At 63.8% G+C, this 24,182-nt stretch carries 21 protein-coding genes; 18 read left to right on the top strand and 3 right to left on the bottom strand.

Annotated features, from left to right (window positions below; genetic code table 11):
- Positions 1–603 precede the first annotated feature (603 nt).
- From HFRIS_RS23080 to HFRIS_RS23060, 5 genes are read left to right on the top strand one after another with little or no spacing between them, the layout of a single operon-like run.
- The gene (locus tag HFRIS_RS23080) at positions 604–1,359 is read left to right on the top strand and encodes a maleate cis-trans isomerase family protein (RefSeq protein ID WP_006465437.1); all 756 of its coding nucleotides are present in this window, start codon (positions 604–606) and stop codon (positions 1,357–1,359) included.
- A gap of 11 nt (positions 1,360–1,370) precedes the next feature.
- Positions 1,371–2,195, top strand: a complete 825-nt coding sequence (locus HFRIS_RS23075) for an alpha/beta fold hydrolase (protein WP_006465436.1) — start codon at positions 1,371–1,373, stop codon at positions 2,193–2,195.
- 41 nt (positions 2,196–2,236) lie between these two features.
- Positions 2,237–3,292 carry a 2,5-dihydroxypyridine 5,6-dioxygenase NicX family protein gene (locus HFRIS_RS23070; protein WP_006465435.1) on the top strand — a complete coding sequence of 352 codons (1,056 nt, stop codon included), beginning with the start codon at positions 2,237–2,239 and terminating at the stop codon, positions 3,290–3,292.
- Positions 3,293–3,336: 44 nt separating this feature from the next.
- On the top strand, positions 3,337–3,960 hold the full coding sequence (locus HFRIS_RS23065) for an isochorismatase family protein (protein WP_006465434.1): 624 nt from the start codon (positions 3,337–3,339) through the stop codon (positions 3,958–3,960).
- Positions 3,961–4,019: 59 nt separating this feature from the next.
- Positions 4,020–6,335, top strand: a complete 2,316-nt coding sequence (locus HFRIS_RS23060) for a xanthine dehydrogenase family protein molybdopterin-binding subunit (protein ID WP_039877085.1) — start codon at positions 4,020–4,022, stop codon at positions 6,333–6,335.
- Between the two features lie 19 nt (positions 6,336–6,354).
- On the opposite strand, the gene HFRIS_RS23055 is transcribed toward HFRIS_RS23060, so the two are convergent.
- Positions 6,355–6,795, bottom strand: a complete 441-nt coding sequence (locus HFRIS_RS23055) for a MarR family winged helix-turn-helix transcriptional regulator (RefSeq protein WP_006465432.1) — start codon at positions 6,793–6,795, stop codon at positions 6,355–6,357.
- A gap of 193 nt (positions 6,796–6,988) precedes the next feature.
- Between HFRIS_RS23055 and HFRIS_RS23050 the strand changes: the two genes are divergently transcribed.
- The 11 genes from HFRIS_RS23050 to HFRIS_RS23000 all read left to right on the top strand — a co-directional run bounded on the left by HFRIS_RS23050 (position 6,989) and on the right by HFRIS_RS23000 (position 19,658).
- Positions 6,989–7,603 (top strand): flavin reductase family protein, encoded by a 615-nt coding sequence (locus HFRIS_RS23050; RefSeq protein WP_006465431.1) that lies wholly within the window; start codon positions 6,989–6,991, stop codon positions 7,601–7,603.
- 582 nt (positions 7,604–8,185) lie between these two features.
- Positions 8,186–9,226: a porin gene (locus HFRIS_RS23045; protein ID WP_006465430.1), complete on the top strand. Its 1,041-nt coding sequence runs from the start codon at positions 8,186–8,188 to the stop codon at positions 9,224–9,226.
- Between the two features lie 115 nt (positions 9,227–9,341).
- On the top strand, positions 9,342–10,529 hold the full coding sequence (locus tag HFRIS_RS23040; protein ID WP_152486746.1) for an ABC transporter substrate-binding protein: 1,188 nt from the start codon (positions 9,342–9,344) through the stop codon (positions 10,527–10,529).
- 71 nt (positions 10,530–10,600) lie between these two features.
- Entirely contained in the window at positions 10,601–12,547 is a 1,947-nt protein-coding gene (locus tag HFRIS_RS23035; protein WP_006465428.1) for an ABC transporter permease, read from the top strand.
- On the top strand, positions 12,544–13,314 hold the full coding sequence (locus HFRIS_RS23030) for an ABC transporter ATP-binding protein (RefSeq protein ID WP_006465427.1): 771 nt from the start codon (positions 12,544–12,546) through the stop codon (positions 13,312–13,314). Before HFRIS_RS23035 ends, HFRIS_RS23030 begins: the two co-directional genes overlap by 4 nt.
- Complete coding sequence (locus HFRIS_RS23025) at positions 13,311–14,045, top strand: ABC transporter ATP-binding protein (RefSeq protein WP_006465426.1); 735 nt, start codon at positions 13,311–13,313, stop codon at positions 14,043–14,045. Before HFRIS_RS23030 ends, HFRIS_RS23025 begins: the two co-directional genes overlap by 4 nt.
- A 517-nt stretch (positions 14,046–14,562) precedes the next feature.
- Positions 14,563–15,717, top strand: coding sequence for an FAD-dependent monooxygenase (locus tag HFRIS_RS23020; RefSeq protein ID WP_006465425.1), 1,155 nt, complete (start codon positions 14,563–14,565; stop codon positions 15,715–15,717).
- A gap of 153 nt (positions 15,718–15,870) precedes the next feature.
- Positions 15,871–17,187, top strand: a complete 1,317-nt coding sequence (locus tag HFRIS_RS23015; RefSeq protein ID WP_006465424.1) for an MFS transporter — start codon at positions 15,871–15,873, stop codon at positions 17,185–17,187.
- 219 nt (positions 17,188–17,406) lie between these two features.
- Positions 17,407–17,589, top strand: a complete 183-nt coding sequence (locus HFRIS_RS23010) for a hypothetical protein (RefSeq protein ID WP_006465423.1) — start codon at positions 17,407–17,409, stop codon at positions 17,587–17,589.
- Between the two features lie 129 nt (positions 17,590–17,718).
- Positions 17,719–18,801 (top strand): type IV toxin-antitoxin system AbiEi family antitoxin, encoded by a 1,083-nt coding sequence (locus HFRIS_RS23005; protein ID WP_039877082.1) that lies wholly within the window; start codon positions 17,719–17,721, stop codon positions 18,799–18,801.
- Positions 18,789–19,658 (top strand): hypothetical protein, encoded by an 870-nt coding sequence (locus HFRIS_RS23000; RefSeq protein WP_006465421.1) that lies wholly within the window; start codon positions 18,789–18,791, stop codon positions 19,656–19,658. The genes HFRIS_RS23005 and HFRIS_RS23000 overlap by 13 nt, the downstream gene beginning before the upstream one ends.
- A gap of 87 nt (positions 19,659–19,745) precedes the next feature.
- Here the strand turns inward: HFRIS_RS23000 and HFRIS_RS22995 are convergent, their stop codons facing one another.
- Positions 19,746–20,351: a nucleotidyltransferase family protein gene (locus HFRIS_RS22995; RefSeq protein ID WP_006465420.1), complete on the bottom strand. Its 606-nt coding sequence runs from the start codon at positions 20,349–20,351 to the stop codon at positions 19,746–19,748.
- Positions 20,352–20,732: 381 nt separating this feature from the next.
- Here HFRIS_RS22995 and HFRIS_RS22990 point away from each other — a divergent pair, with 381 nt between their 5' ends.
- Positions 20,733–22,280 carry a methyl-accepting chemotaxis protein gene (locus tag HFRIS_RS22990; protein ID WP_006465419.1) on the top strand — a complete coding sequence of 516 codons (1,548 nt, stop codon included), beginning with the start codon at positions 20,733–20,735 and terminating at the stop codon, positions 22,278–22,280.
- An 87-nt stretch (positions 22,281–22,367) separates the two neighbouring features.
- On the opposite strand, the gene HFRIS_RS22985 is transcribed toward HFRIS_RS22990, so the two are convergent.
- On the bottom strand, positions 22,368–23,000 hold the full coding sequence (locus tag HFRIS_RS22985; protein ID WP_180670179.1) for a response regulator transcription factor: 633 nt from the start codon (positions 22,998–23,000) through the stop codon (positions 22,368–22,370).
- 316 nt (positions 23,001–23,316) lie between these two features.
- Here HFRIS_RS22985 and hpaC point away from each other — a divergent pair, with 316 nt between their 5' ends.
- Entirely contained in the window at positions 23,317–23,892 is a 576-nt protein-coding gene (gene hpaC / locus HFRIS_RS22980; protein WP_039877080.1) for a 4-hydroxyphenylacetate 3-monooxygenase, reductase component, read from the top strand.
- The last annotated feature ends 290 nt before the right edge of the window (positions 23,893–24,182 follow it).

The raw sequence follows: 24,182 nt of genomic DNA, 5'->3' as shown, positions 1-24,182 counted from the left end.
CGTTGTCTGCCTAGGCGCAGCGACGCGCCGTAGTGGTGCTACGGCAAGGAGCTGCAACAACGGCAGGCGACGCTTGCCGGCCTCTCCCGGAGGGTTGCGCCCAGAAGGCGCGCTAGCGGCGTTGCACGGTAAGGCTGGTGGCACCACCACCAGCCTTACCGCGCGCCTTGCCACCACGCCTTCTGGGCGCAACGCATCTCGCAGATTTAGTGTGAACAGGCCCTACGAGGGCCTTGCCTTGGATCTCTATCGTCAGCGCATGAAGCATCCTTCATGCCAATGCGCTTGCAGCGGCCAGTATGCCCGCCTGCGGACAGGCTGTCCCGCAGCCTCGCCCGGCCTTGCCGAAAAACAGTGTACACACTCAATAATGCCAAGTAAATCACGAATTTCCATGTTGCATTGCGCGGTCTCGAACTGGTGCGGCCGGGCGTCTAAAACTCCCGTATTTGGTGCTGCATCGCACATAAAAGGGGATTTGGCTGGCGCTGCTGGTGCGCCGGAAAATCCCGGTTGCAAAGATCGTGGAAATGATTAAATATAGTGTATGCATTACAAATTAGCGAACTTCGCATGACCATGGCAGATCAAGGAGAACCTCACATGCAGCAGCGTCTTTACCGTATCGGGCAGATCGTCCCCAGTTCCAACACCACCATGGAGACCGAGATCCCGGCCATGCTGACGGCACGCCAGGCGATCCGCCCCGAGCGCTTCACCTTCCACTCCAGCCGCATGCGCATGAAGAAGGTGGTCAAGGAAGAACTGGCGGCCATGGATGGTGAATCCGACCGCTGCGCCGTCGAGCTGTCCGATGCCCGCGTCGATGTGCTGGGCTATGCCTGCCTGGTGGCCATCATGGCCATGGGCCGTGGTTACCACCGCCAGTCCGAGCAACGCCTGACCGCCCACACCGCCGCCAATGGCGCCGATGCTCCGGTGGTCACCAGTGCCGGCGCGCTCATCGATGCGCTCAAGGTCATCGGTGCCAGGAAGATCGTGGTGGTCGCGCCCTACATGAAGCCGCTCACCGAGCTGGTGGTGGACTACATCCGCCACGAAGGCTATGAGGTGCTGGACTACCGTGCCCTGGAAATCCCCGACAATCTCGACGTGGCCCGTCATGACCCGGCCAAGCTGCCGGCCATCGTGGCCCAGATGGATACCAGCCAGGCCGACGCCATCGTGCTGTCGGCCTGCGTGCAGATGCCCTCGCTGCCGGTGATCGCGCAGGTCGAGGCGATGACCGGCAAGCCCGTCATCACCGCCGCCGTGGCCACCACCTACGCCATGCTCAAGCGCCTGGAGCTGGACCGCATCGTGCCGGGTGCCGGCGCGCTGCTCTCCGGCGCCTACTGAGAGGGGGCGCCATGCAGAGCAGCTTCCTCTACGGTGCCAATATCCTGGCCAACGGCATCCGCCAGCATTACCTGCGCTTCGGCGGCAAGGATGGTGCACGTGCCGGCCGCGACGCCGTCATCATCGTCCCCGGCATCACCAGCCCGGCAGTGACCTGGGGCTTCGTCGGCGAACGGTTCGGCCAGCAGTTCGATACCTATGTGCTGGACGTGCGCGGCCGTGGCCTGTCCTCGGCCTCGGAGACGCTGGACTACAGCCTGGATGCGCAGGCGGCCGACGTCATCGCCCTGGCCGAAGCGCTCGGCCTGGAGCGCTATGCAGTGGTCGGGCACTCCATGGGCGGACGCATCGGCGCCCGCGCCGCCAGCCAGCAGCCACGCGGCCTGACGCGGCTGGTGATGGTCGATCCGCCGGTCTCCGGCCCGGGTCGTCGCGCCTATCCCTCCAAGCTGCCCTGGTACGTGGATTCCATGCGCCTGGCGCGCGAGGGTTGCTCGGCCGAGCAGATGCGCGCCTTCTGCCCGACCTGGACCGAACAGCAACTGCAACTGCGTGCCGAGTGGCTGCACACCTGCGACGAGCGGGCCGTGATCGCCAGCTTCGAGGGTTTCCATACCGATGATTTCCATGCCGACCTGCCGGCCCTGAAGCTGCCGGTGATGTTGATGCAGGCCTCGCGCGGCGACGTCGTCCTGCCCGAGGACGTGCAGGAACTGCAGGGCCTCTTGCCGCAGCTGGTGGTGAGCCGGGTGGAAGACGCTGGCCACATGATCCCCTGGGACAACGAGGCCGGCTTCTACGCCGCCTTTGGCGACTTCCTCGGCGCGCCGCTGTAAGGGCCGCGTTCATCGCAAGACCGATTGCAAAGGAGAACACCATGGCCGTCAGCGACCATGACCTGATCAGCGCCTGGAAAGAGGTACTGACCCTGTCGAAGCTGGAGCCGGGACAGATCGTCACCGTGCTCACCAGCAGCAGCACCCATCCGCAGACCCTGTCCACCGCCATGACCGCCGCCGCGCTCATGGGCGCCACCGTCAATCGGCTGGACCTGCCGCCGGTCAATGCCGAGAAAGCCCTGAGCCGCGACTCCCTGGCCTATCTCGGCACCACGCCCCTGACCGGCAACCGCGCCGCCATCGCCGCCCTCAAGGAAAGCGACCTGGTGCTGGACCTGATGACCCTGCTGTTCTCGCCCGAGCAGCACGACATCCTCTCCACCGGCACCAAGATCTTGCTGGCCGTGGAGCCGCCCGAGGTGCTGGTGCGCATGGTCCCCAGCGCAGACGACCGACGCCGCGTGTCGCAGGCGGCGCGTCTGCTGGAGGGCAAGCGCGAGATGCACATCACCTCGGACGCCGGGACCGACCTGCGCTGCCCGCTGGGCGAATTCCCGGTGATCCAGGAATACGGCTTCGTCGATCAGCCGGGACGCTGGGACCACTGGCCCAGCGGCTTCGTGCTGACCTGGCCCAATGAGCGCCAGACCAACGGCACCCTGGTCATCGATCGCGGCGATATCCTGCTCCCCATGAAATGCTATGCCCAGGAAGCCATCGTGGTCACCGTCAAGGACGGTTTCGTCACCGACATCGAGGGCGGCCTGGATGCCGAGCTGCTGAGCGACTACATGGCCTCCTTCAAGGACCCGGAAGCCTATGCCATGTCGCACATCGGCTGGGGCCTGCAACCGCGCGCGCAATGGTCCACGCTGGCCATGTATGACCGCGAAGCCACCATCGGCATGGATGCCCGCGCCTACGAAGGCAATTTCCTGTTCTCCTTCGGCCCCAACAATGAAGCCGGCGGCAGCCGCACCACCGCCTGCCACATCGACATCCCCCTGCGCCGTTGCACGGTGGCGCTGGATGGCACGCCGGTGGTCAAGGACGGCAAGGTGCTGGACGGCTTCGTCTACGGCAATTCGCAATGAGGCCAGCCGGGTGCACCCGGCAGCCTCTTCAAAAGGAAGATACGATGCACAAGGAAGTGGAAACCTACCAGCGCCAGGGCTTCGGCCAGACGCTGGAAATGAAACCGCCGTTCGGTCTGCTGATCGTCGATTTCGTCAACAGCTTCGCCGACCCGGCCCAGTTCGGCGGCGGCAACATCGGCCCGGCCATCGAACGCACGCGCAGCCTGCTGGCCCATGCGCGCCAGCATGGCTGGCCGGTGGCGCACAGCCGCATCGTGTTCGCCGACGATGATGCCGACCGCAACATCTTCGGCATGAAGGTGCCGGGCATGGTGACCCTGAAGGAAGACCTGCCGGGCAGCGCCATCGTGCCGGAACTGACCCCGGCCGCCGGCGAGCTGGTGGTGCGCAAGACCGTGCCGTCGGCCTTCTTCGGTACCTCGCTGGCACCGTGGCTGACCCAGCACGGCGTGCAGACCCTGCTGGTGGCCGGTGCCGTGACCAGTGGTTGCGTGCGCGCCAGTGTGGTCGATGCCATGTCCTGGGGGTTCCGCCCGCTGGTGGTGTCCGATTGCGTGGGTGACCGCGCCATCGGCCCGCATGAGGCCAACCTGTTCGACATGGCGCAGAAGTACGCGGCCGTGATGCCGCTGGACGAGGCCCTGAAGGTGGTCGCCCAGCCTTGATGCCCGGACGGCGGTGACGGTCCGGGTCGTGATGAATCTGATGTGCACCATGGTTTGAGATGCAAGCAACGAATCTACCCGGCCACTCATTTGGCCCATCCTCCGGCCCATCATCCGGTCAGACGCCCCGCGAGGCGCGCCGCCAATTGCTGGAGCGTGGTGACGCGCTGCTCGTGACCCGCGCCCCGCAACCCGGTGCCAAGCCCGCGCCCGGCCAGCCCGGCGCGGCTTCGTCCTATGTGCAGCCGCTGCCGGACGTGTTCGTGGCCCTGCTGGCCGAGGGCCGGGTGCTGGCCTTCAACGGTCACGTCGATCTCGGCACCGGCATCCGCACTTCACTGGCCCAGATCGTGGCCGAGGAACTGAGCGTGGACATGGACTGCGTCACCATGATCCTCGGTCACACCGAGGAGGCCCCCAACCAGGGCCCCACCATTGCCAGTGCCACCATCCAGATTTCCGCCGTGCCGCTGCGCAAGGCCGCAGCCCAGGCGCGCGAGCACCTGCTGGCCATGGCGGCCGCGCAGTGGGGTATTCCTGTCGCGCGCCTGCGCATCGAAGCGGGGCGCATTACGGATGCCGACCAACCGGAGCGCAGTACCAGCTATTTCACCCTGCTGGCCGGGCAGAAGATCGTCCTCACCCTCGACCCCGGCGACGTACCGCTGAAGCCGGCCAGCCAGTACACGCTGGTAGGCCGCAGTTCGCAGCGTGTCGATATTCCCGCCAAGGTGCGTGCCGAGCCGGTCTATGTGCACGACGTGCGTGTGCCGGGCATGCTGCATGGGCGCGTGGTGCGCCCGCCGCATCCGGGGCGCGATGGTGGTGACTTCATCGGCAACAGCCTGCTGTCGGTGGACCAGGATTCCGTGGCCCACATCCCCGGGCTGGTGGCGGTGGTGGTGCAGGGCGATTTCGTCGGCGTGGTGGCCGAGCGCGAGGAACAGGCGCAGCGCGCCATGCGCGAACTGAAGCTGCGCTGGAAGGACATCCCGCCGCTACCCGCCATGGACGACCTGGAGACCCGCCTGCGCGAGCTCCCGGCCAAGCGCCGCGAACTGGTGCGCCAGGGCGATCTGGATGCCGCCATGGGCAGCGCTGTCCAGCGCATCGAGCGCACCTATGTCTGGCCTTACCAGATGCATGCCTCCATCGGCCCTTCCTGCGCGGTGGCCGATTATCGCGAGGAGGGCCTGACCGTCTGGTCCGGCACGCAGAATCCGCATGTCATGCGCATCGACCTCTCGCGCCTGTGCGAGCTCGATGAAGGAAAGATCGAAGTGATCCGGCTGGAAGCCGCCGGTTGCTATGGCCGCAACTGTGCCGATGACGTGGTGGCCGATGCCGCCCTGTTGTCACGCGCGGTGGGACGCCCGGTGCGGGTGCAGCTCACCCGCGAGCAGGAGCATGCCTGGGAACCCAAGGGCGCGGCGCAATTGATGCAGGTGCGTGGTGCCATCGATGAAGCGGGCCGGCTGTCGGCCTATGGCTTCCAGACCCGTTATCCCTCCAACGATGCGCCGGTGCTGGCGCTGCTGCTGACCGGCAGGATCGCCCCCGAGCCCCGCGTGCTGGAGATGGGGGACCGCACCGCCGTGCCGCCCTATGCCTACCCACACCTGCAGATCGATTGCGACGACGTCGCGCCCATCGTGCGTGCCGGCTGGTTGCGCGGAGTCTCGGCCATGCCGAACTCCTTTGCCCATGAGGTCTTCATCGATGAACTGGCCGAGCTGGCCCGGGAGGATCGCCTGGCCTATCGCCTGGCGCACCTGCCCGACGAGCGCGCCAGCGCGCTGCTGCAGGCGGTGGCGGAGAAGGCTGGCTGGGTGGCCGGTGCCAGCGGTTCGCGTGGCAGGCCGGAGTCCGACGGCAAGCTGCGCGGGCGCGGCATCGCCTATGCGCGCTATGTCCACAGCAAGTTCCCCGGGTTTGGTGCGGCCTGGTCGGCCTGGGTCATCGATATCGAAGTCGATCCCGCCGATGGCGCGCTGAAGGTGACATCGCTGGTGGTGGGGCAGGATACCGGCATGATGGTCAATCCCGATGGCGTGCGCCACCAGATGCACGGCAACATCCTGCAATCGCTGAGCCGAGTCTTGAAGGAGTGGGTCAGTTTCGGCCCGCAAGGGACCACCAGCCTGGAGTGGGGCGCCTATCCCATCCTGCATTTCACGGAAGTGCCGCCCATCGAGATCGTGCTGATGCAGCGCCAGGACCAGCCCCCCATGGGGGCGGGCGAATCGGCCTCGGTGCCGAGCGCGGCGGCGCTGTCCAATGCGCTCTTCGATGCCACCGGGCGTCGCTTCCGCCAGCCGCCCTTCAATGCGGAATGCATCCTGGCGGGGCTGCGCGAGCCCTTGCCGGCGGTGTGAACGATTCGGCGGCCCGGCCTTATTCGTCGATCATCTTGCGCAGCAGGAACACCAGTGCCACCCGCTCGGCCGGATTGAGGTTGCCATAGGTGGCCTCGGTGATCTGGGCGGCGAAGGGGACGGTATCGGCCACCAGCGCGGTGGCGTTCTTGCTGAGCGACACCAGAACCTTGCGGCGGTCGGCCTCGTCATGGGACAGCTCAATCAGGTCGCGTGCCTTCAGGCGTTCGACGATGCCGCGGATGGTGGCCTGGTCGATGGCGGTCACCTTGACGATGTCAGAGAGCGAGCAGGTCTGCAGGTCGCGGATGGCGCACAGCGTCACGAACTGCGCCGCCGTCAGTTGCGAATCCGGGATATGTTGCTGGAAAATGGCGGCGTGGCGCTGGTAGGCGCGGCGCAGCAGGTGCCCGATCTGGTCGGAGAAATGATAGTCGGCGGTGGCGGGCTTCTTGGTCATTGGCACAAGGGATGGGTGGCTTGGCGTGCCTTGTTCGCCGGCGGCGAGCAGGGGGCAGCTGCTGATTCTAATGTCCTGCCTGCCGCCTGTATAGGCAAGCGTCGCTGCGGCCTTGCCTGCCACGGATGCCTTGGCGCGCTTGCGGGGCGCCGATTTGAGAGTTGTCGTGCTTGTCATCGGAGAGAGTTGAACAATGTTGATCGATTTCGCAGGGCTCAAGCCCGTCGAAGCTTATGAATGGATGTCGGCGCTGATCGTGCCGCGTCCTATCGCCTGGGTTTCCACGCTGGACGGGCAGGGGCGGGCCAATCTGGCGCCGTTCAGCTTCTTCCAGATGATCACCGGCAAGCCGCCGACCCTGCTGATCTGCCCGCTGCTGCAGCGTGGCGGCAAGCTCAAGGACACCGTCAACAACATCAGCGCCAGCGGCGAGTTCGTGGTCAACCTGGCCGCGCCGGCGCAGGCCCAGGCGCTCAATGCGACGTCCTTTCCCTTCGAGGCCGGCGTCAGCGAATTCGAGGCCTGCGGTCTGCAGGCCGCGCCCAGCCAACTGGTGCAGCCGCCCCGCGTCGAGGGTGCGGTGGCCAGCTTCGAGTGCAAGCTGGCGTTGATGGAGCCCTATCCGCGCCATGAGCCATCCTGCCACCTGATCTTCGGTCAGGTGCTGGCCGCACACGTGGATGACCAGTTGCTGGATGCCGACGGCAAGCTAGATCCGGGCCAGGTCGATCTGCTCTTCCGCATGGGCGGCGAATGGTATGGCCGCAGCCGTACCGAATCCAACTTCACCTTGCCGCGTCCACGCTGATTCCCCACTTCCCCCTCCTCGACCAGGGCGGTGCGGCCACCGCTGCATCCGCCGCTGGCGATATCACCTTCCTGCTTCGCCGGTCTGCCGACCGCGCTTCTTCCATTTTCAATGTCGCCATTTGCGTTGCCGTCGACGCGATGTCGTGGTGCACAACGCACTCTGCTTGTGCAGTTTTCCGGTTTCGCATTAATATGGTGTATACATTATAAATAAGAAATGCAAAGACGGTTTTCGGGACGCCGTGGAGACAAGCTGTAGAACCCCGTCTGTAGCGCGTTAATCCAATATTAAGGCAGTAAATGCTTGAGCTTCTTGAGCTGGGTCAAGGCTGGCCTGTATTTTGCTAACACTCAAAATATAGAGCGCATACGTCATAAAAAAGAAGTGATCGGCGAGGCTTTTCAGTGCCGTTGTACGGCCTCGCCAATGCCGCAGCCACTGCGTGCAGGACAACACCAGACAAGCGCCGAAGACAGTTTCAGACAGAAGCCCGGATCACCGGGCCAGGCAGGAAAGCAGCACCTGCAGTAACTGCATCACCAGCAACACCTCCAACACTTCAACAAAAGGGAAAACAACATGAAAAAGGCATGGGCACTCGCGGCCGGCAGTCTGTTCTGCGCGAGCGGCGCGATGGCGCAATCCAACGTCACCATCTATGGCGTGGTCGATACCTACCTGGGCTACACCAATGCGAGCGGTCGCGGTTCGGTGGTGTCGCTGGACAGCGGCGGCTACCAGGCCAGCCGCCTGGGCTTCAAGGGGACCGAAGACCTGGGTGGCGGCCTGCGCGCCAACTTCCAGATGGAGAACGGCTTCGCCTCCGACACCGGTGGCATGCACGACAGCACCCGCCTGTTCAACCGCCAGTCCTGGATCGGCCTGGCCAATAACCTGGGTGAGCTGCGCCTGGGTCGGCAGAACTCGCCGGGCTTCCTGATGATCGCGCGCCTGGATGCCTTTGCCGGTGCGACCTATGCCTCCTTCCTGAACAATGTCTCGGCCTACACGCCACGCTACGACAACGTGATCGGCTATATCTCGCCGGTGATGCGCGGCTTCAAGCTGCAGGCCTACTACGGCCTGGGCGAGCAGACCACGCCCAAGAACGGCCTGTCCACCTATATGCTGGCCGGCGAGTACGAAAGCGGCCCGTTCTACCTGGGCCTGAGCCATTCCACCCAGAACAGCGCCAACGACAATATCGCCATCCGCTCCACCTTCGCCGGGGGTGCCTATGACTATGGCAACGGCAAGATCTTCCTGGGCTACTACCGCGGCAACAACCTCGGTGCGGCTGCCACTACCAATGTGCGCGGCAGCTACTACGGCGCGTACTCGATCTCGGCCAACTATCGCCTGAGCGCGCAGGCCACCATCGGGGCCGGCTACGGCTGGGCCAAGGACAGCACCGGCGCCGGCCGCGATGCCCGCCAGATCAGCCTGATCGGCACCTATGACCTGTCCAAGCGCACCATGCTCTACACCACCTATGCCCATCTGACCAACAGCAACGGCGCCACCTTCTCGCTGGCCGGTGCCGCACCGATCACCAAGAACGTGCCGGCCAGTGGCGGCACGGTGAACGGCATACAGTTCGGTATCCGTCACCTGTTCTGATGCGCTGCCGGAAGGTGCGCGGGCTCCACCCGGCGCGCCTTCCTTCCCCTGCTGTTGCTTGCACCTGCGGGTGCAGAAAGGAAAGATCGTGAACGTCTCCCTCCATCTCAAGCATCTGAAGCATCTCGTTGTCGCCGCACTGGGCCTGACGGCCGCTGCCGGCGCACTGGCCCAATCCACCATCAAGATTGGCGAAGTCAATAGCTACAAGGCCCAACCGGCCTTCCTCGAACCGTACCGCCGTGGCTGGGAACTGGCCCAGGAAGAAATCAATGCCGCCGGCGGCCTGCTGGGCAAGAAGGTGGAAATCATCTCCCGCGATGACAACGGCAATCCCGGTGACTCGGTGCGGGTGGCCGAGGAACTGGTGACCCGCGAACAGGTATCGCTGCTGTTCGGCGGCTTCCTCTCCAACACCGGCCTGGCACTGACCGACTATGCCAAGCAGCGCAAGATCTTCTTCCTGGCGGCTGAACCGCTGACCGACAAGATCGTCTGGCAGAACGGCAACCAGTACACCTATCGCCTGCGTCCCTCCACCTACATGCTGGTGGCCTCGCTGGTCAATGAAGCGGCCAAGCTGAAGAAGAAGCGCTGGGCGCTGGTCTATCCCAACTACGAATACGGCCAGTCCGCCATCGCCACCTTCAAGAAGCTGATGCAGGAGCGCCAGCCGGATATCGAATTCGTCGCCGAACAGGCCCCGCCCCTGGGCAAGATCGACGCCGGTTCGGTCACCCAGGCGCTGGCCGATGCCAAGCCGGATGCGATCTTCAATGCGCTCTTCGGTGCCGACCTCGGCAAGTTCGTGCGCGAGGGCAATACCCGTGGCCTGTTCGAGGGACGCGAAGTGGTGTCGCTGCTGACCGGCGAGCCGGAATATCTCGATCCGCTGAAGAACGAGGCGCCGGTCAACTGGATCGTCACCGGCTACCCCTGGTATGCCATCGACACCCCCGAGCACAAGAAATTCGTCGACGCCTATCGCAAGAAATTCAATGACTACCCGCGCAACGGTTCCCTGGTCGGCTATGTGGCGCTGATGTCGATCGCCACCGGCATCAAGGCGGCTGGCTCGGTCGAGAGCGACAAGCTGGCAGCCGCCTTCTCGGGCCTGAAGGTCGCCACTCCGTCCGGCCCCATCGTCTATCGCAGCCAGGACCACCAGTCCACCCTGGGCGCCCACGTGGGACGTACGGCACTCAAGGATGGTCGCGGCATCATGGTCAACTTCAGCTACGTCGATGGCGCTTCGGTGCAATTGCCGGATGCCGAAGTCAAGAAACTGCGTGCGGCCAACTGAGCTGGTACACGCCTTGCAGCGGTCCTGCGCAGCCCCGTGCTGCGCGGGACCGTGGTCACAGGGGATAAAGCATGACTCTCTCTAGCCTGATCGTGCAGATGATCAACGGGCTGGCCGACGCTTCCACCATGTTCCTGGTGGCGGCCGGCCTGTCGCTGATCTTCGGTGTCACGCGCATCGTCAACTTCGCCCACGGCTCGTTCTACATGGTGGGCATCTATGTGGTGTACACGCTGGTGTCCTTGATCGGCGCCAGCGGCCTCGGTTTCTGGAGCGCGGTACTGCTCTCGGCGATGGCCGTGGCGGTGCTGGGCGCCCTGGTGGAAATCCTCATCCTGCGCCGCATCTACCGCGCCCCGGAGCTGTTCCAGCTGCTGGCGACCTTTGCGCTGGTGCTGGTGTTCAAGGATGCCGCGCTCTACCTGTGGGGGCCGGAAGACCTGTTCGGCCCACGCGCGCCCGGCCTGGGTGGCGCGGTGCAACTGCTGGGCCGGCGCATTCCGCAATACGACCTGGTGCTCATCGCCATCGGCCCGCTGGTGTTGGGCGTGCTGTGGCTGGTCCTGAACCGCACCCGCTGGGGGACCCTGATCCGCGCCGCTACCCAGGACCGCGAAATGGTCGGCGCGCTGGGCATCAACCAGTCCTGGCTGTTTACCGGCGTGTTCGCGCTGGGCTGCTTCCTGGCTGGCCTGGGCGGCGCCCTGCAGGGGCCGCGCATCCCCGCCAACCTGGCGCTGGACCTGGAGACCATCGGCAACGCCTTCGTGGTGGTGGTGGTCGGCGGCATGGGGTCGATTCCCGGTGCCTTCCTGGCGGCCCTGCTGATTGCCGAGATCAAGGCCCTGTGCGTGGCCATCGGCCAGGTGTCGGTGTTCGGGGTGTTGATCTCGCTGTCCAAGCTGACGCTGGTGGTGGAATTCCTGGTCATGGCAGTGATCCTGGTGGTCCGCCCCTGGGGCCTGATGGGCAAGCCCCAGGCTGCCGCCCGCAGTACCGGACAGCCGGAAGCACCGCTGGCCCCGGCCGGCGCCGGCGTGCGCAAGCTGGCCTGGGCCGCCGTGGCGCTGTTGCTGGCAGCACCCTTGCTGTCGCACAGCTTCCCCTACCTGACGGTGCTGCTGGTGGAAATCTTCATCGCCGTGCTGTTTGCGGCCAGCCTGCACTTCATCATGGGGCCGGGCGGCATGCATTCCTTTGGTCACGCCGCCTATTTCGGGCTGGGTGCCTATGCAGCGGCGATGCTGGTGGTCAAGCTGCACTGGCCGATGGAACTGGCGCTGGTGGTCGGTCCGCTGGTGGCCGGGCTGGGCGCGCTGCTGTTCGGCTGGTTCAGCGTGCGCCTCTCCGGCGTGTACCTGGCCATGCTGACCCTGGCCTTCGCACAGATCGTCTGGGCCATCATCTATCAATGGGATGAGGTCACCGGCGGCAGCAACGGGCTGGTCGGCGTCTGGCCGGCAGCCTGGCTGGCCTCGCCACTGGCCTATTACTACCTGGCGCTGGCGTGCGCGGTGGCCGGCCTGCTGCTGTTGCGCCGCGTGCTGTTCGCGCCTTTCGGCTATGCCATGCGCGCCGCCCGTGATTCGGTGCTGCGTTCGGACGCCATTGGCATCGACGTCAAGCGCATGCAATGGCTGGCCTTTGCGCTGGCCGGCGTATTCTGCGGCGCGGCCGGGGTGTTGTTCGCCTTCTCCAAGGGCAGCATCTCGCCGGAAGCCATCAGTGTGAGCCGGTCGGTCGATGGTCTGGTGATGGTCATGCTGGGCGGCCTGCAGACCCTGCTGGGGCCGGTGGTGGGCGCATCGGTCTTCACCTGGCTGCAGGATGTGATCGCACGCGAGACCGATTACTGGCGCGCCATTCTCGGGCTGGTGATCCTGGCACTGGTGCTGCTGTTCCCGGCGGGCATCGCCGGCTATTTCCAGCGCTTCGTCGGTGGCCCGGCGCGCCAGGGGAGCAAGGGGAGCGGTGGGGCCCCGGAACTGAAAGCCGGTATCGGCAAGGAGGCGGCATGAGCCTGCTGACAGTAGACAACATCAGTAAATCCTTCGGTGGCAACAAGGCCGTCAATGGCGTGTCCTTCGACCTGCCGCCGGGCCAGTTGCTGGCACTGCTGGGGCCGAATGGTGCCGGCAAGTCGACCTGTTTCAATATCCTCAACGGCCAGTACCGGCCCGAGACCGGCAGCATCCGCTTCGACGGCCACGATATCGCCGGCATGAAGCCGCGTGACATCTGGCGGCTCGGTGTCGGGCGCACCTTCCAGATTTCGGCCACCTTCAGTTCCATGACCGTGCTGGAAAACGTGCAGATGGCGCTGATGTCGCGCCAGCGCAAGCTGTTCGGCCTGTGGCGTCCGGCGGGCTCCTACTTTGCCGATGAGGCCATGGCCCTGCTGGAGCAGGTCGGCATGGCCGCCCAGGCGCAGCGCCCCTGCGGCGTGCTGGCCTATGGCGACGTCAAGCGGGTGGAGCTGGCCATCGCCCTGGCCAACCGGCCGCGCCTGTTGCTGATGGACGAGCCCACGGCCGGCATGGCGCCCAAGGAGCGCAATGAACTGATGGCCCTCACCAAGCGCCTGGTGCTGGAAAAGAACATGTCGGTGCTCTTCACCGAGCACAGCATGGATGTGGTGTTTGCTTTTGCCGACCGCATGATCGTGCTGGCGCGCGGGCAACTGATCGCCGAGGGCGATGGCGAGACCATCCGTAATCATCCCAAGGTGCAGGAAGTCTATTTCGGCAGCGGCAAGACATTCGAGAAGGAAGGAAGCCCATCGTGAGCGCCACCGTATCCCCCAAGACCGATCCGCTGCTCAAGGTCAGCGCACTGAACGCCTTCTATGGGCGCGCCCACATCCTGTTCGACGTCGCCCTGGAAGTGGGGCGCGGCGAAGTGGTCGCCCTGATGGGGCGCAACGGCGCCGGCAAGTCCACCACCATGAAGGCGGTGATGGGCCTGCTGGACCGGGCCGAGGGCGAAGTCAGTTTTCGCGGCAAGGACATCAGCCGCGCCCGTCCCTATGAGATCGCCCGCGACGGCATGGGCTTCGTACCCGAAGACCGGCGCGTCTTTTCCGACCTGTCGGTGATGGAAAACCTGGAGGTGGGCCGCCAGCCGGCGCGGGAAGGCGCCGTCCAGTGGACGCCGGAAAAGCTGTTCCAGCTCTTCCCCAACCTGGGTGAAATGCCGGACCGCCCGGGCGGCCAGATGAGTGGTGGCGAGCAGCAGATGCTGACCGTCTCGCGTACGCTCATGGGCAACCCCTACCTGGTGCTGCTGGACGAGCCCTCGGAAGGGGTGGCACCGGTCATCGTCGAACAGATGGCCAACATGATCATGACCCTGAAGCGCGAGGGCATGGCCATCCTCTTGTCGGAGCAGAACCTGCACTTCGCCGAACTGGTCAGCGACCGTGCCTACGTGCTGGAGAACGGTCACATCCGTTACCAGGGCAGCATGGCGCAACTGGCGGCCGATGAAGAGGTGCGACGGGCTTACCTGTCGGTGTAGCAGGGCAGCTGGCGTGGGTGGAGGTGGCGGCGGGATCGCCGTAGCTTGATCGCCATTTCCTCTCTCGCCTGGTTTGTTGCGCTGCATAAGGGTGGCGTGCTTCTCCGCTTGCGGTGCTCCCGATCAACAAGCCGCCCCGCCAGAACGGCAGGGTGGAGCTGCCGGCCGACGCGGCCAGGTCTGGACGCTGCCCGCCGCCTGCGGCCTGCCCGGGGGCGGAAAAAGCCCTGCCTGCTTGTGTAATAAATGATGTGTACGCTTTAAATCAAGCGGCTCGGCAGATCCGCTTCAATTCTCTTCCATCCCCCGGAATTCCGCACCAAACTGGCATTTACCGCCCTTTTATTGGTCATGTTTCGCACTGCAATGCAGCACGAAAAATCTCTTCATCAAACCTCTATTCTTTTAAAAATAGAGTGTGTACACTGTATTTCATTCGACGTATCAGGATCGTTTCCGTCGTCGCTTTTATCCCGGCTTCAACCCAGCTTCCTACCTATTTCGCAAGGAGATCAGAGTGTCCAATTCCCCACGTATCGCCGTCGTCGGCGCAGGCCTGGGCGGTGCCGCTACGGCGGCGCTGCTGCTGCAGGAAGGTTTCAATGTGCGCGTCTATGAACAGGCGCCCGGTTTCTCCCGCCTGGGAGCTGGCATCCACGTCGGCCCCAATGTGATGAAGGTGCTGCGTCGCATCGGCATCGAGGATGAGATGAACCGCCAGGGTTCGCGTCCCGACTTCTGGTACAGCCGCCACTGGGAGACCGGCGACGTGCTGGCGCAGATTCCTCTGGGCGACTACGCCGTCAAGCACTATGGCGCTTCCTACCTGACGGTGCATCGTGGCGATTTCCATGAACTGCTGATCAAGGCCTTGCCCAGCGATCGCGTGAGCTTCGACAAGTGCCTGACCAAGGTCGAGGATCGCGGCAACGTGGTCATCCTCAGCTTTGCCGACGGCACCACCGAAGAGGCCGACATCGTCATCGGCGCCGATGGCGTCAACTCCCGCATCCGCGAAGAACTGCTGGGCGTGGAACCGCCCAAGTACGCCGGTTACCTGGCGCACCGCGCCGTGTTCCCCACCCCCGAGGTCAAGGCCGGCATGCTGCCCTTCGATGCCTGCGTGAAGTGGTGGAGCGATGACCGTCACATGATGACCTACTTCGTCACCAGCAAGGCCGACGAGCTCTACTACGTGACCGGTGTGCCGGTCGAGAAATGGGACCTGAACGACCGCTGGCTGCCTTCCAGCAAGGAAGAGATGCGCGAGACCTTCCGTGGCTGGCACCCGACCGTGCAGGCACTGGTGGACGCTACCGTGGAAGTGACCAAGTGGTCGCTGCTGGAGCGCGACCCGCTGCCGCTGTGGAGCCGGGGCCGCCTGGTGCTGCTGGGCGATGCCTGCCACCCGATGAAGCCGCACATGGCGCAGGGCGCGGCCATGGCCATCGAGGATGGCGCCATGCTGGCACGCTGCTTCAAGGAAGTGGGCGTGAGCAACTACGCCGACGCCTTCGCTCTCTACGAAGCCAACCGTGCCACCCGCGCCAGCAAGGTCCAGCGCATCTCGCACGAGAACACCTGGCTGCGCACCAACGAAGACCCGTCCTGGTGCTTCGGCTACGATGTCTTCACCGAGCCGCTGGTCTCACCGAGCAAGGCCGCAGCCTGAGCGGTTTCGCCTGAATCATCGCCGGGCCGGCTTCGTGGGAAAGCGAAGATGGCCCGGCTCTTGCATCATTCATGTCACCGGTGAACAGCGCCGGTGAGGAAACCAGGCAGCCGGCAAGACCGGTTGCCGGTTCGATCATTTGAGGAGAGTTGCATGTCCACGCTACCCGCGACAGTGGAAAAGGGGCTACAGGCCGCCGGGGTCGGTAAGTTCCAGTACCGCTTGTTCGTCATCTTCGGTCTGGTCTGGCTGGCCGATGCGATGCAGGTGTTGTCCATCGGTTTTTCGGCGCCGACCATTGCCAAGACCTTCGGCCTGACGGTGCCGCAGGCACTGCAGAGTGGCACCATGTTCTTCGTGGGCATGCTGCTGGGCGCCTTTGTCTTCGGTCGCCTGGCCGACCGCATCGGCCGTCGTCCGGTGCTCATGTGCGCGGTGGTGATCGATGCCTGTTTCGGCGTGGCCTCGGCCTTCGCTCCCGACTTCACCTGGTTGCTGGTATTGCGCCTGCTGACCGGCATCGGCGTGGGCGGCACGCTGCCGGTGGACTACACCATGATGGCCGAATTCCTGCCCAGCGCCCGTCGCGGTCGCTGGCTGGTGATGCTGGAATCGTTCTGGGCCATCGGCACCATCTGCCTGGCGGTGCTGGCACTGGTGGCGGTGAGCTGGGGCAACGATGCCTGGCGCGTGATCTTCTTCGTCACCGGCCTGCCGGCGCTGGTGGGCGTGGTGCTGCGCTTCTACGTGCCGGAGTCGCCCATGTACCTCAACCGCAGCGGCAAGTCCGACGCCGCCCGCAAGGTACTGGAGCGGGTCGCCAAGGTCAACGGCAGCAGCACCCCGATTCCGCCGCTGCAGCCTGAAGTGGTGGAGCGCAAGCCCATGAGCGCGCTGTTCTCGGCCGCCCTGCGTCGCCGCAGCCTGTCGCTGTACCTGGCCTGGGGGCTGATCTCGATTGCCTACTATGGCGTGTTTGTCTACCTGCCGGTCAAGCTGGGTTCGGAGGGCTTCGGCTTCATGCGTGGCCAGATCTTCCTGATCTTCCTGGCGCTGGTGCAGTTGCCTGGCTATGCGCTGTCGGCCTACGGGGTCGAACGCTGGGGCCGCAAGCCCACCCTGGTCGGTTTCCTGTTGTTGTCGGCGGTGGGCTGCATGCTCTACAGCCTGGGCAGCGATCCCAAGCTGGTGGTCGGTTCCACGCTGTTGCTGAGCTTCTCCCTGCTGGGCACCTGGGCCGCGCTGTATGCCTTCACGCCCGAGGTGTACCCGACCGACCTGCGCGCCAGCGGCATGGGCACGGCCGGCGCGGTGGCCCGCTTCGGCGGCCTGTTCGCCCCGGCCATCATCGCCCCGGTCATGACCAGCCACTTCACGCTGTCGCTGGTGATGCTGTCGGCCTTCCTGGTCGCCGGTGCCGTCGCGATCCTGTGCGTGGATGTGGAGTCGCGCAATCGGGCGCTGGAATGAGTCTGTAGCACCACCGGAGCCCGTTGCTTCGAGGGAGCCACCGCTGCGTGCGGTGGCTTTTTTTTCGTCCTGCTTCGCCGTCATGGGATGGCTCGTCGATATTTTTGGAAGAAGGCATGGGTATTCAGTAACGGTTGTGATCTCGGAGGATTTTGCCGGCTACGCTTTGCGCTTTTGTCCGTAGGCCAGTCAGCAACGCCGCCAAAGGAGAGGCAAACCATGAGAAGCAGATCCCACGACATTGCCATGGCCGAGCTGTATCGGAGCGATCCGGCGCTAGCGGTAGAGGTCATCAACAGCATCCTGGCCGATGGTGATCCGGGGGAATTGGCGAGTGTGCTGCGCCAACTGGCCTTGCTTTTTGAGGGCATGGAGGGGTGCGATGGCATTGAGAATGCGTGATCCGGGGATGCTTCGACATCTTCTCCGGCTACAGAACACACTGAACAGACTGCGTTGAGGAGGTCGTCAAAATGCCAATTCAAGTGAAATTTCTCTTGAAAATTTCACTAAAAGTGCTATTTTCAACGAATGCTGAAAACACGCCATTTAGTGAAAGAAGTGGAAACTCAGGCGGCACAGGCACTTCGCTTGTTGCTGGAGCAAGTGCCTGCCATCAAGCTTTTGGACATCGAGCGCGATGCGTCCGGACTGACTCAGGACGTCGATATCGTGGCGCATATCGACGCCTCCGGCAGGCGCCGGGTGCTGCTCTGCGAAGTAAAGTCCAGCGGTCAACCGCGCCATGTGCGAACGGCATTGCTTGAGCTGCGCAACTACATGGCACACCATCCGCAAGAGGCCATTCCGGTCTTCATCGCCCCTTATCTATCCTCTGACGCCCAGGCGCTATGTCGAGAGCAAGACGTGGGTTTTCTCGATCTCGAAGGCAATGCACGGCTTGTCTTCGACGGCGTCTTCATCGAACGTCAGGTCGCCAGCAAGCCTGGTGCCGACCGGCGTGAGCTCAGATCACTGTTCAAACCGAAGTCCGCGCAGGTGTTGCGGGTGATGCTTCGCAATCCGGGTCAGCCGTGGCGCGTCACCGATCTGGCAAAGGCCGCCGCTGTCAGTCTCGGTCACGTCAGCAACGTGCGCGTGGGCCTGCTTGATCGGGAGTGGGCGCAAGTGGCTGATGAGGGGCTGTTTCTGTCCCAGCCAGATGCGCTTCTCGACGCGTGGCGGGATGCCTACGAGCCACCCGGTGGTGAGCGGCTGTCCTTCTATACAACGCTGCATGGCAACTCCCTGGAGGAAGCAGCGCGGCGAGTTTTGAGTTCGAATGAATCGCTCGGACTGGCGGCATTTGCCTCGTTTTCAGCAGCACACTGGCTCGCACCGTATGGTCGGACGGGCAGGCAATTCTTCTATGCGGACAATGCAGGTCTTGAACGCCTGCAGTCAGCGTTGAAGCTTTCTGCGATCCCTAAGGGCGAAAACGTGGTGGTTACCCTGCTCAAGGACTCGGGTTTGCTGCATGACACGGAGGAGCCGGCACCGGGTGCCATCTGCACCAGTCCCGTCCAGACCTATCTTGATCTGGCCAGCGCCGGTGAGCGCGGACAGGAAGCTGCAGAGCATCTGCGACGAGAAAGACTGACATGGTCAAGATGACGCCCGGCGAGCCACAGTCCGCCGCCGACTATGATGACCGCACCACACTTGCCGTCAAAACGGTGCTGATCGAAATCGGCCAGATCCTCGGGAGCTTCAAAGGAAAATTCGCCATCGTCGGCGGCGCAGTACCGTGGCTGTTGCTCGGCAACGAGGACATGCCGCACGTCGGCACGCTGGACGTGGACCTTGGGCTGGACGCCGAGGCTTTGGGGGACGGTGAATACGCCACCTTGGTTGAAGCGCTGCAAGGGCATGGCTACCAACAGCGTCGGGAGCTTCGCCGTTTCCAGCTCGTCCGCCAGGTTCCGACTGGTGATGGTGGCGCAGCCATCGACATCATTGTCGATTTCCTGATGCCTCGCGATGCCGAGATTGTCAAGAACATGCCACCGCTCATCAGTGACTTTGCGGTGCAAAGAGCAGACGGTGCCGATCTGGCGCTGCGCTTCTATCAACTGGTTGCCATCAGCGGCCCGATGCCCTCAGGGGGTGTGAATCGCGTCGAGATCGCGGTTTGTTCGATCCCTGCGCTGTTGGCCATGAAAGGGCATGCGATCGAAGGGCGCTATAAGCAGAAGGACGCTTACGATATCTACTACTGCGTCCGGAACTATCCTGGCGGGCCAGAGGTGCTCGCCGAGGAATGTCGGCCGCTGCTGGATCATGCCAGCGGTGCTGCGGGCTACGAATTCATCGCTGGCAAGTTTGATACCGTTGATGACTTCGGCCCGACCTGTGTTCGCCGCTTTGTTGAAGAAACGAAGATACTGGGAGAACGCAGCCCGGAGCAATGGCAACAGGACGCTTTCGGCCAAGTCGATGCGTGGTTGCGCGCACTCGGATTGAGAAGATAAGTGGGCTGCCACCGGCACCGTGTTTTGATGACATCGGTGATTGGTGCCATGAGAGAGCCTGACCCGGGACGCTTCGGCGTCCCTTCTTCATTCCCGCCGGTCGTGCATGCGCTCCAGGTCTTCCCGCGTATCGATATCGGCAAAGATCCCCTCATCCATCACCTCGATCTCCGTTACCGGATGCGCGTCCAGCAGCCCCCGTGCGCCGCGGTCGCCCTGCAGGGCCAGTAGCGCCGGCAGATGCGCTGAACCGAAGCCCACCGGGTTGCCGCGCCGACCTTGCGTCACGGGTGCCACGATGGACGCACTGGCGACCAAGGCGTCGCGCAGCCGCGCCACGGTGGCGGGCCGTACCCGGGGCATGTCGGCCAGCGCGATCAGCCAGCCTGATGCCTGCGTGCTGTGCTGCAGCCCGTGGCGCAACGATGCGCTCATTTCGCGGGGATCGCCCGGGGGCAGCATGCAGACCGTGCAGCCCATCTCGCGCAGGGCATCGGCCAACACGCCCGGCCCCTGTACCACGGCGACCACCGGCATGACTTCCAGCAGCGCCGCTGCGCTGGCGGTGGCGACCATGCCGGGGCGGCCGTCGTGATGGACGAAGGGCTGCAGCAGCTTTTCCTCGCGGTCGTTGAAACGGCTGCCACGGCCGGCAGCCAGCAGCACGGCGATGGGGGAGCTTGATGGAATCATGCCGGTAGGGCCTTGGGAAATCGGATGGAGCCGCTATTGTGCCCAGGTTTGTCCTGTCGTTGCTGCAGTGATGCAGAAGCTGCCCGGTGAGGGGGAATTTACGTGATCCGAATGACAAGCTTGCCACGGGCCAGTCCGATGCCTTTCATGCTGGCCGCCACTTTGCGTCAGATCGTTGCCGTATCGGCATGGCAGGATTCTTAATTTTGATATGGTCGGCAACGCAGTGCGCTCCTAGAATCGATTGCATGTCAGTAACGCAGGCACCGTAGAGGGACGGTGTTGCGAAGTCGGCATCAGGGGGCAAGCCGGCTGGGATGGGGCGCAGCGAGGGTCCATCATCCGGGGCGCCGAGAACAACGCGCAGGGATGGAAACAAGAATGATCAAGAACAAACGTATCGGCTCACGCCTGGGTGCAGGCTTTGCCGTGGTGCTGGTATTTTCGATGCTGGTGGCGGCGGTGGGCATCTGGCGACTGAAGACCGTGGCCCAGCAGACCCAACAGATGATGGACGTGCCGCTGCGCACCGAACGCCTGGTGTCGCAATGGAATACCTTGCTGCTGATCGCCATCCAGCGCACCACCACGGTGGTCAAGAGCCGCGATCCTGAACTCGAGGCCTTCCTCGCCAAGGAAGCGGCCGCGTCCAGCAAGGAATCGGCGCAGACCCTGAAGGACGTCGAAGCACTCCTGACCAGTGACGATGAAAAGAAGCTGTTCGCCGCCATCAATGTCGCCCGCAAGCAGTTCCTGACGGTGCGCGATGAAATCTACGCGGCCAAGAAGCAGGGCGATGCCGTCAAGGTGGAGCAGCTCTATCAGCAGCAGTACATGGGCATTGCCACCGGAACCCAGAACGCCATGCGGGCCTTGCTAGACTTCGAACGCGCCCGCATCGACGACATTTCCGCGCAGATCCAGCAGGATGCGGCCAGCAGCCAATGGCAGATCGCCGTGCTGGAAGGGGTGATCCTGCTGTGCGGCGTGGCTTTCGCGGTGCTGCTCACGCGCAGCATCACCCGACCTGTACACGCGGCGCTGGCGATCTCGCAGCGCGTGGCGGCCGGTGACCTGACTTCGCGCGCCGTGAGCATGGGGCAAGACGAACTGGGGCAACTGGTGGCCTCGCTGCAGGGCATGAGCGAGCGCCTGCACGGCGTGGTGTCCACGGTGCGCCATGGGGCCGACAGCATTGCGATCGCCTCCGGTGAAATCGCCAACGGCAACCTCGACCTCTCGGCCCGTACCGAGGAACAGGCCGGGGCGCTGGAAGAAACCGCTGCCTCCATCGAACAGCTCACCTCCAGCGTGCGTACCAATTCCGAGAACGCCGGCCAGGCCGACAATCTGGTGCGTTCGGCAGCATCGATCGCCGGTCAGGGCGGGGTGGTGATGGACGAACTGATCGCCACCATGGGCAACATCAACGAATCCTCGCGCAAGATCGTGGACATCATCGGTGTGATCGATGGCATCGCCTTCCAGACCAATATCCTGGCCTTGAATGCTGCTGTGGAAGCGGCTCGCGCCGGCGAGCAGGGACGCGGTTTCGCGGTGGTGGCCTCGGAAGTGCGCGCCCTGGCGCAACGTTCGGCCTCGGCGGCCAAGGAAATCAAGCAACTCATCGATGATTCGGTGGAGAAGGTCGGTGCCGGTAGCCAGCTGGTGGAGAAAGCCGGCAAGACCATGCAGGAAGTGGTGGACAGCGTGCGCGGCACGCACGCGCTGGTGGGCGAGATCAGCACCGCCAGCCGCGAACAGGCCGAAGGCATCCACCAGGTCAACCAGGCAGTGGGCCAGATGGATGGCGTGACCCAGCAGAATGCGGCGTTGGTGGAACAGGCCGCGGCCGCCGCCAAGTCGCTGGAAGACCAGGCGGCGCAATTGAAACGCGCGGTGGCCTTCTTCGCCCTGCAGGCGGCCTGACAAAAGATGGTCATCGCTGGCGGGTTCACGCCAGCGGTGAGTCTTTTACGCGGTAGTTCAGATCAATTTCAGATCATTCAGGGAGGCTCAGGCCGCCTTGAGAAATTCCGGCCCGAAATCCATCAGCACGTCGCGCACCAGCGTGGCAGTGCTCTGACAGCCCAGCTTGTCCTTGACGCTGGCGCGATGCACGTCCACCGTCTTGACACTGATGTTGAGGTCGCGCGCGATGAGCTTGCTGGATTGGCCCATGATGACCTTCTCCAGAATCTCGCGCTCGCGCACGGTCAGGGTCTTCAGGCGCGCCTTCAGTTGCTGGCGGCGACCACGGGCCTGCATGTTGCCGGCCACGTTCTTCAGGGTGACCTGGATGCGTTCCAGCATCTGCTGGGAGTTGTAGGGCTTTTCCAGGAAATCGACCGCGCCATTGTGCAGGGCGCGCACCGACATGGGAATGTCGCCATGTCCGGATACGAAGATCACGGGAATGTCGGCACCGATTTCCTTCAGGCGATCCTGCAGCTGGAAGCCGCTGATCTCCGGCATGCGCACATCCAGGATCAGGCAGGACAGGCTGTTGGCGTCGTAGGCCTTGAGAAAGGCTTCCGGGCCATCGAAGCATTCGGTGCGGATATTGACCGAGCTCAGCAGCCAGGCCAGCGACGTGCGAACGGCTTCGTCATCATCAACGATGTAGACCACCGGCGGGTTGGTTTCCATCATTACTCCTCGTCTCGTCAAAATGGTGCCGGCTTGCACCGGCGCTATTTCCGACCCTCTCGATTTCTTGCTGGGCTGGTCGGCACAAATCAAAACAGCACGCTTTGACTTATGCAAAAAACAGGCCTGAAATTCTTGGGATCAGCGACACTTTAACACCCCCTCCAGGGTGGCGATCTAGGTATTTTTACCTAGATGCTTAGCCGCAATCCCCTGTGGCGCGGGCATGTGGCACGAATTGTGTGCAGCCGGGGCATGTCTTAACCTGCTGTCATAGAGCGCCGTGCATCATCGGCGTGCAAACCAGGGAGTTTCCATGAGCGCCAATGCTGTCCAACAAGAACATTCGACCCCACCCACGTCCGCACCGACGGCCGCGACCCGTCCCGCGCTTGCGCCGGAGCAACTGGAATTCCGTAACGCCATGGCGCATCTGCCGGCAGCGGTGTCCATCATCACCACCGATGGCGAGGGCGGCCGTTGCGGCATCACTGCCAGCGCGGTCTGCTCGGTCACCGACACGCCACCGACCATCCTGGTCTGCATCAACCGCGGCAGCGCCATGCATGAGGTGTTCAGGAAGAACGGCCGGCTGTGCGTGAACGTGCTCTCGGATGAGCTGGAACAACTGGCCATGCATTTCTCGGGCGCCACCAAGGTGCCGATGGAGGAGCGCTTCGCCTGGGACATCTGGGAAGAGCAGGGTGAACTGGGGCAGCCGGTGCTGGCCGATGCGCTGGTGAAGCTGCAGGGCCGCATCCGCGAGTTCAAGGAGGTTGGCACCCACTCGGTGATGTTCGTCGAGCTGGCCGAGGTCAAGGTCAATGAAAAGAAGGACAGCCTGATCTACTTCAACCGGCTGTTCCACAAGGTCAAGCGCACCGCCTTGTAGGCCCGTCTTTTTGTCCCGGCCCAAGAAATGATGCCGTCCGTGTTCATGCCGGACGGCATTTTTCTTTCCGGGGACCATGAAAAACCCGTTCGGACTGAGTCGCCGCGCAGCGGCGTATCGAAGGCGCGACCACCTCTGCGTCTTCGATACGCGGCGCTGCCGCTACTCAGTCCGAACGGGTGGAGGTGGTGTTAGGGCCTGTTCACAGCCCTAGTCCCGTCTCAAATGTCGAACACCGACATTCCCGACTTTGGCGCGTGAGACGCAGGTACAGATCTGGTCGTTGGCGG

The organism is Herbaspirillum frisingense GSF30, from assembly GCF_000300975.2.
GTDB classification, from domain to species: Bacteria; Pseudomonadota; Gammaproteobacteria; order Burkholderiales; family Burkholderiaceae_D; genus Herbaspirillum; species Herbaspirillum frisingense.
This window is presented reverse-complemented; position numbering and strand designations above follow the sequence as displayed.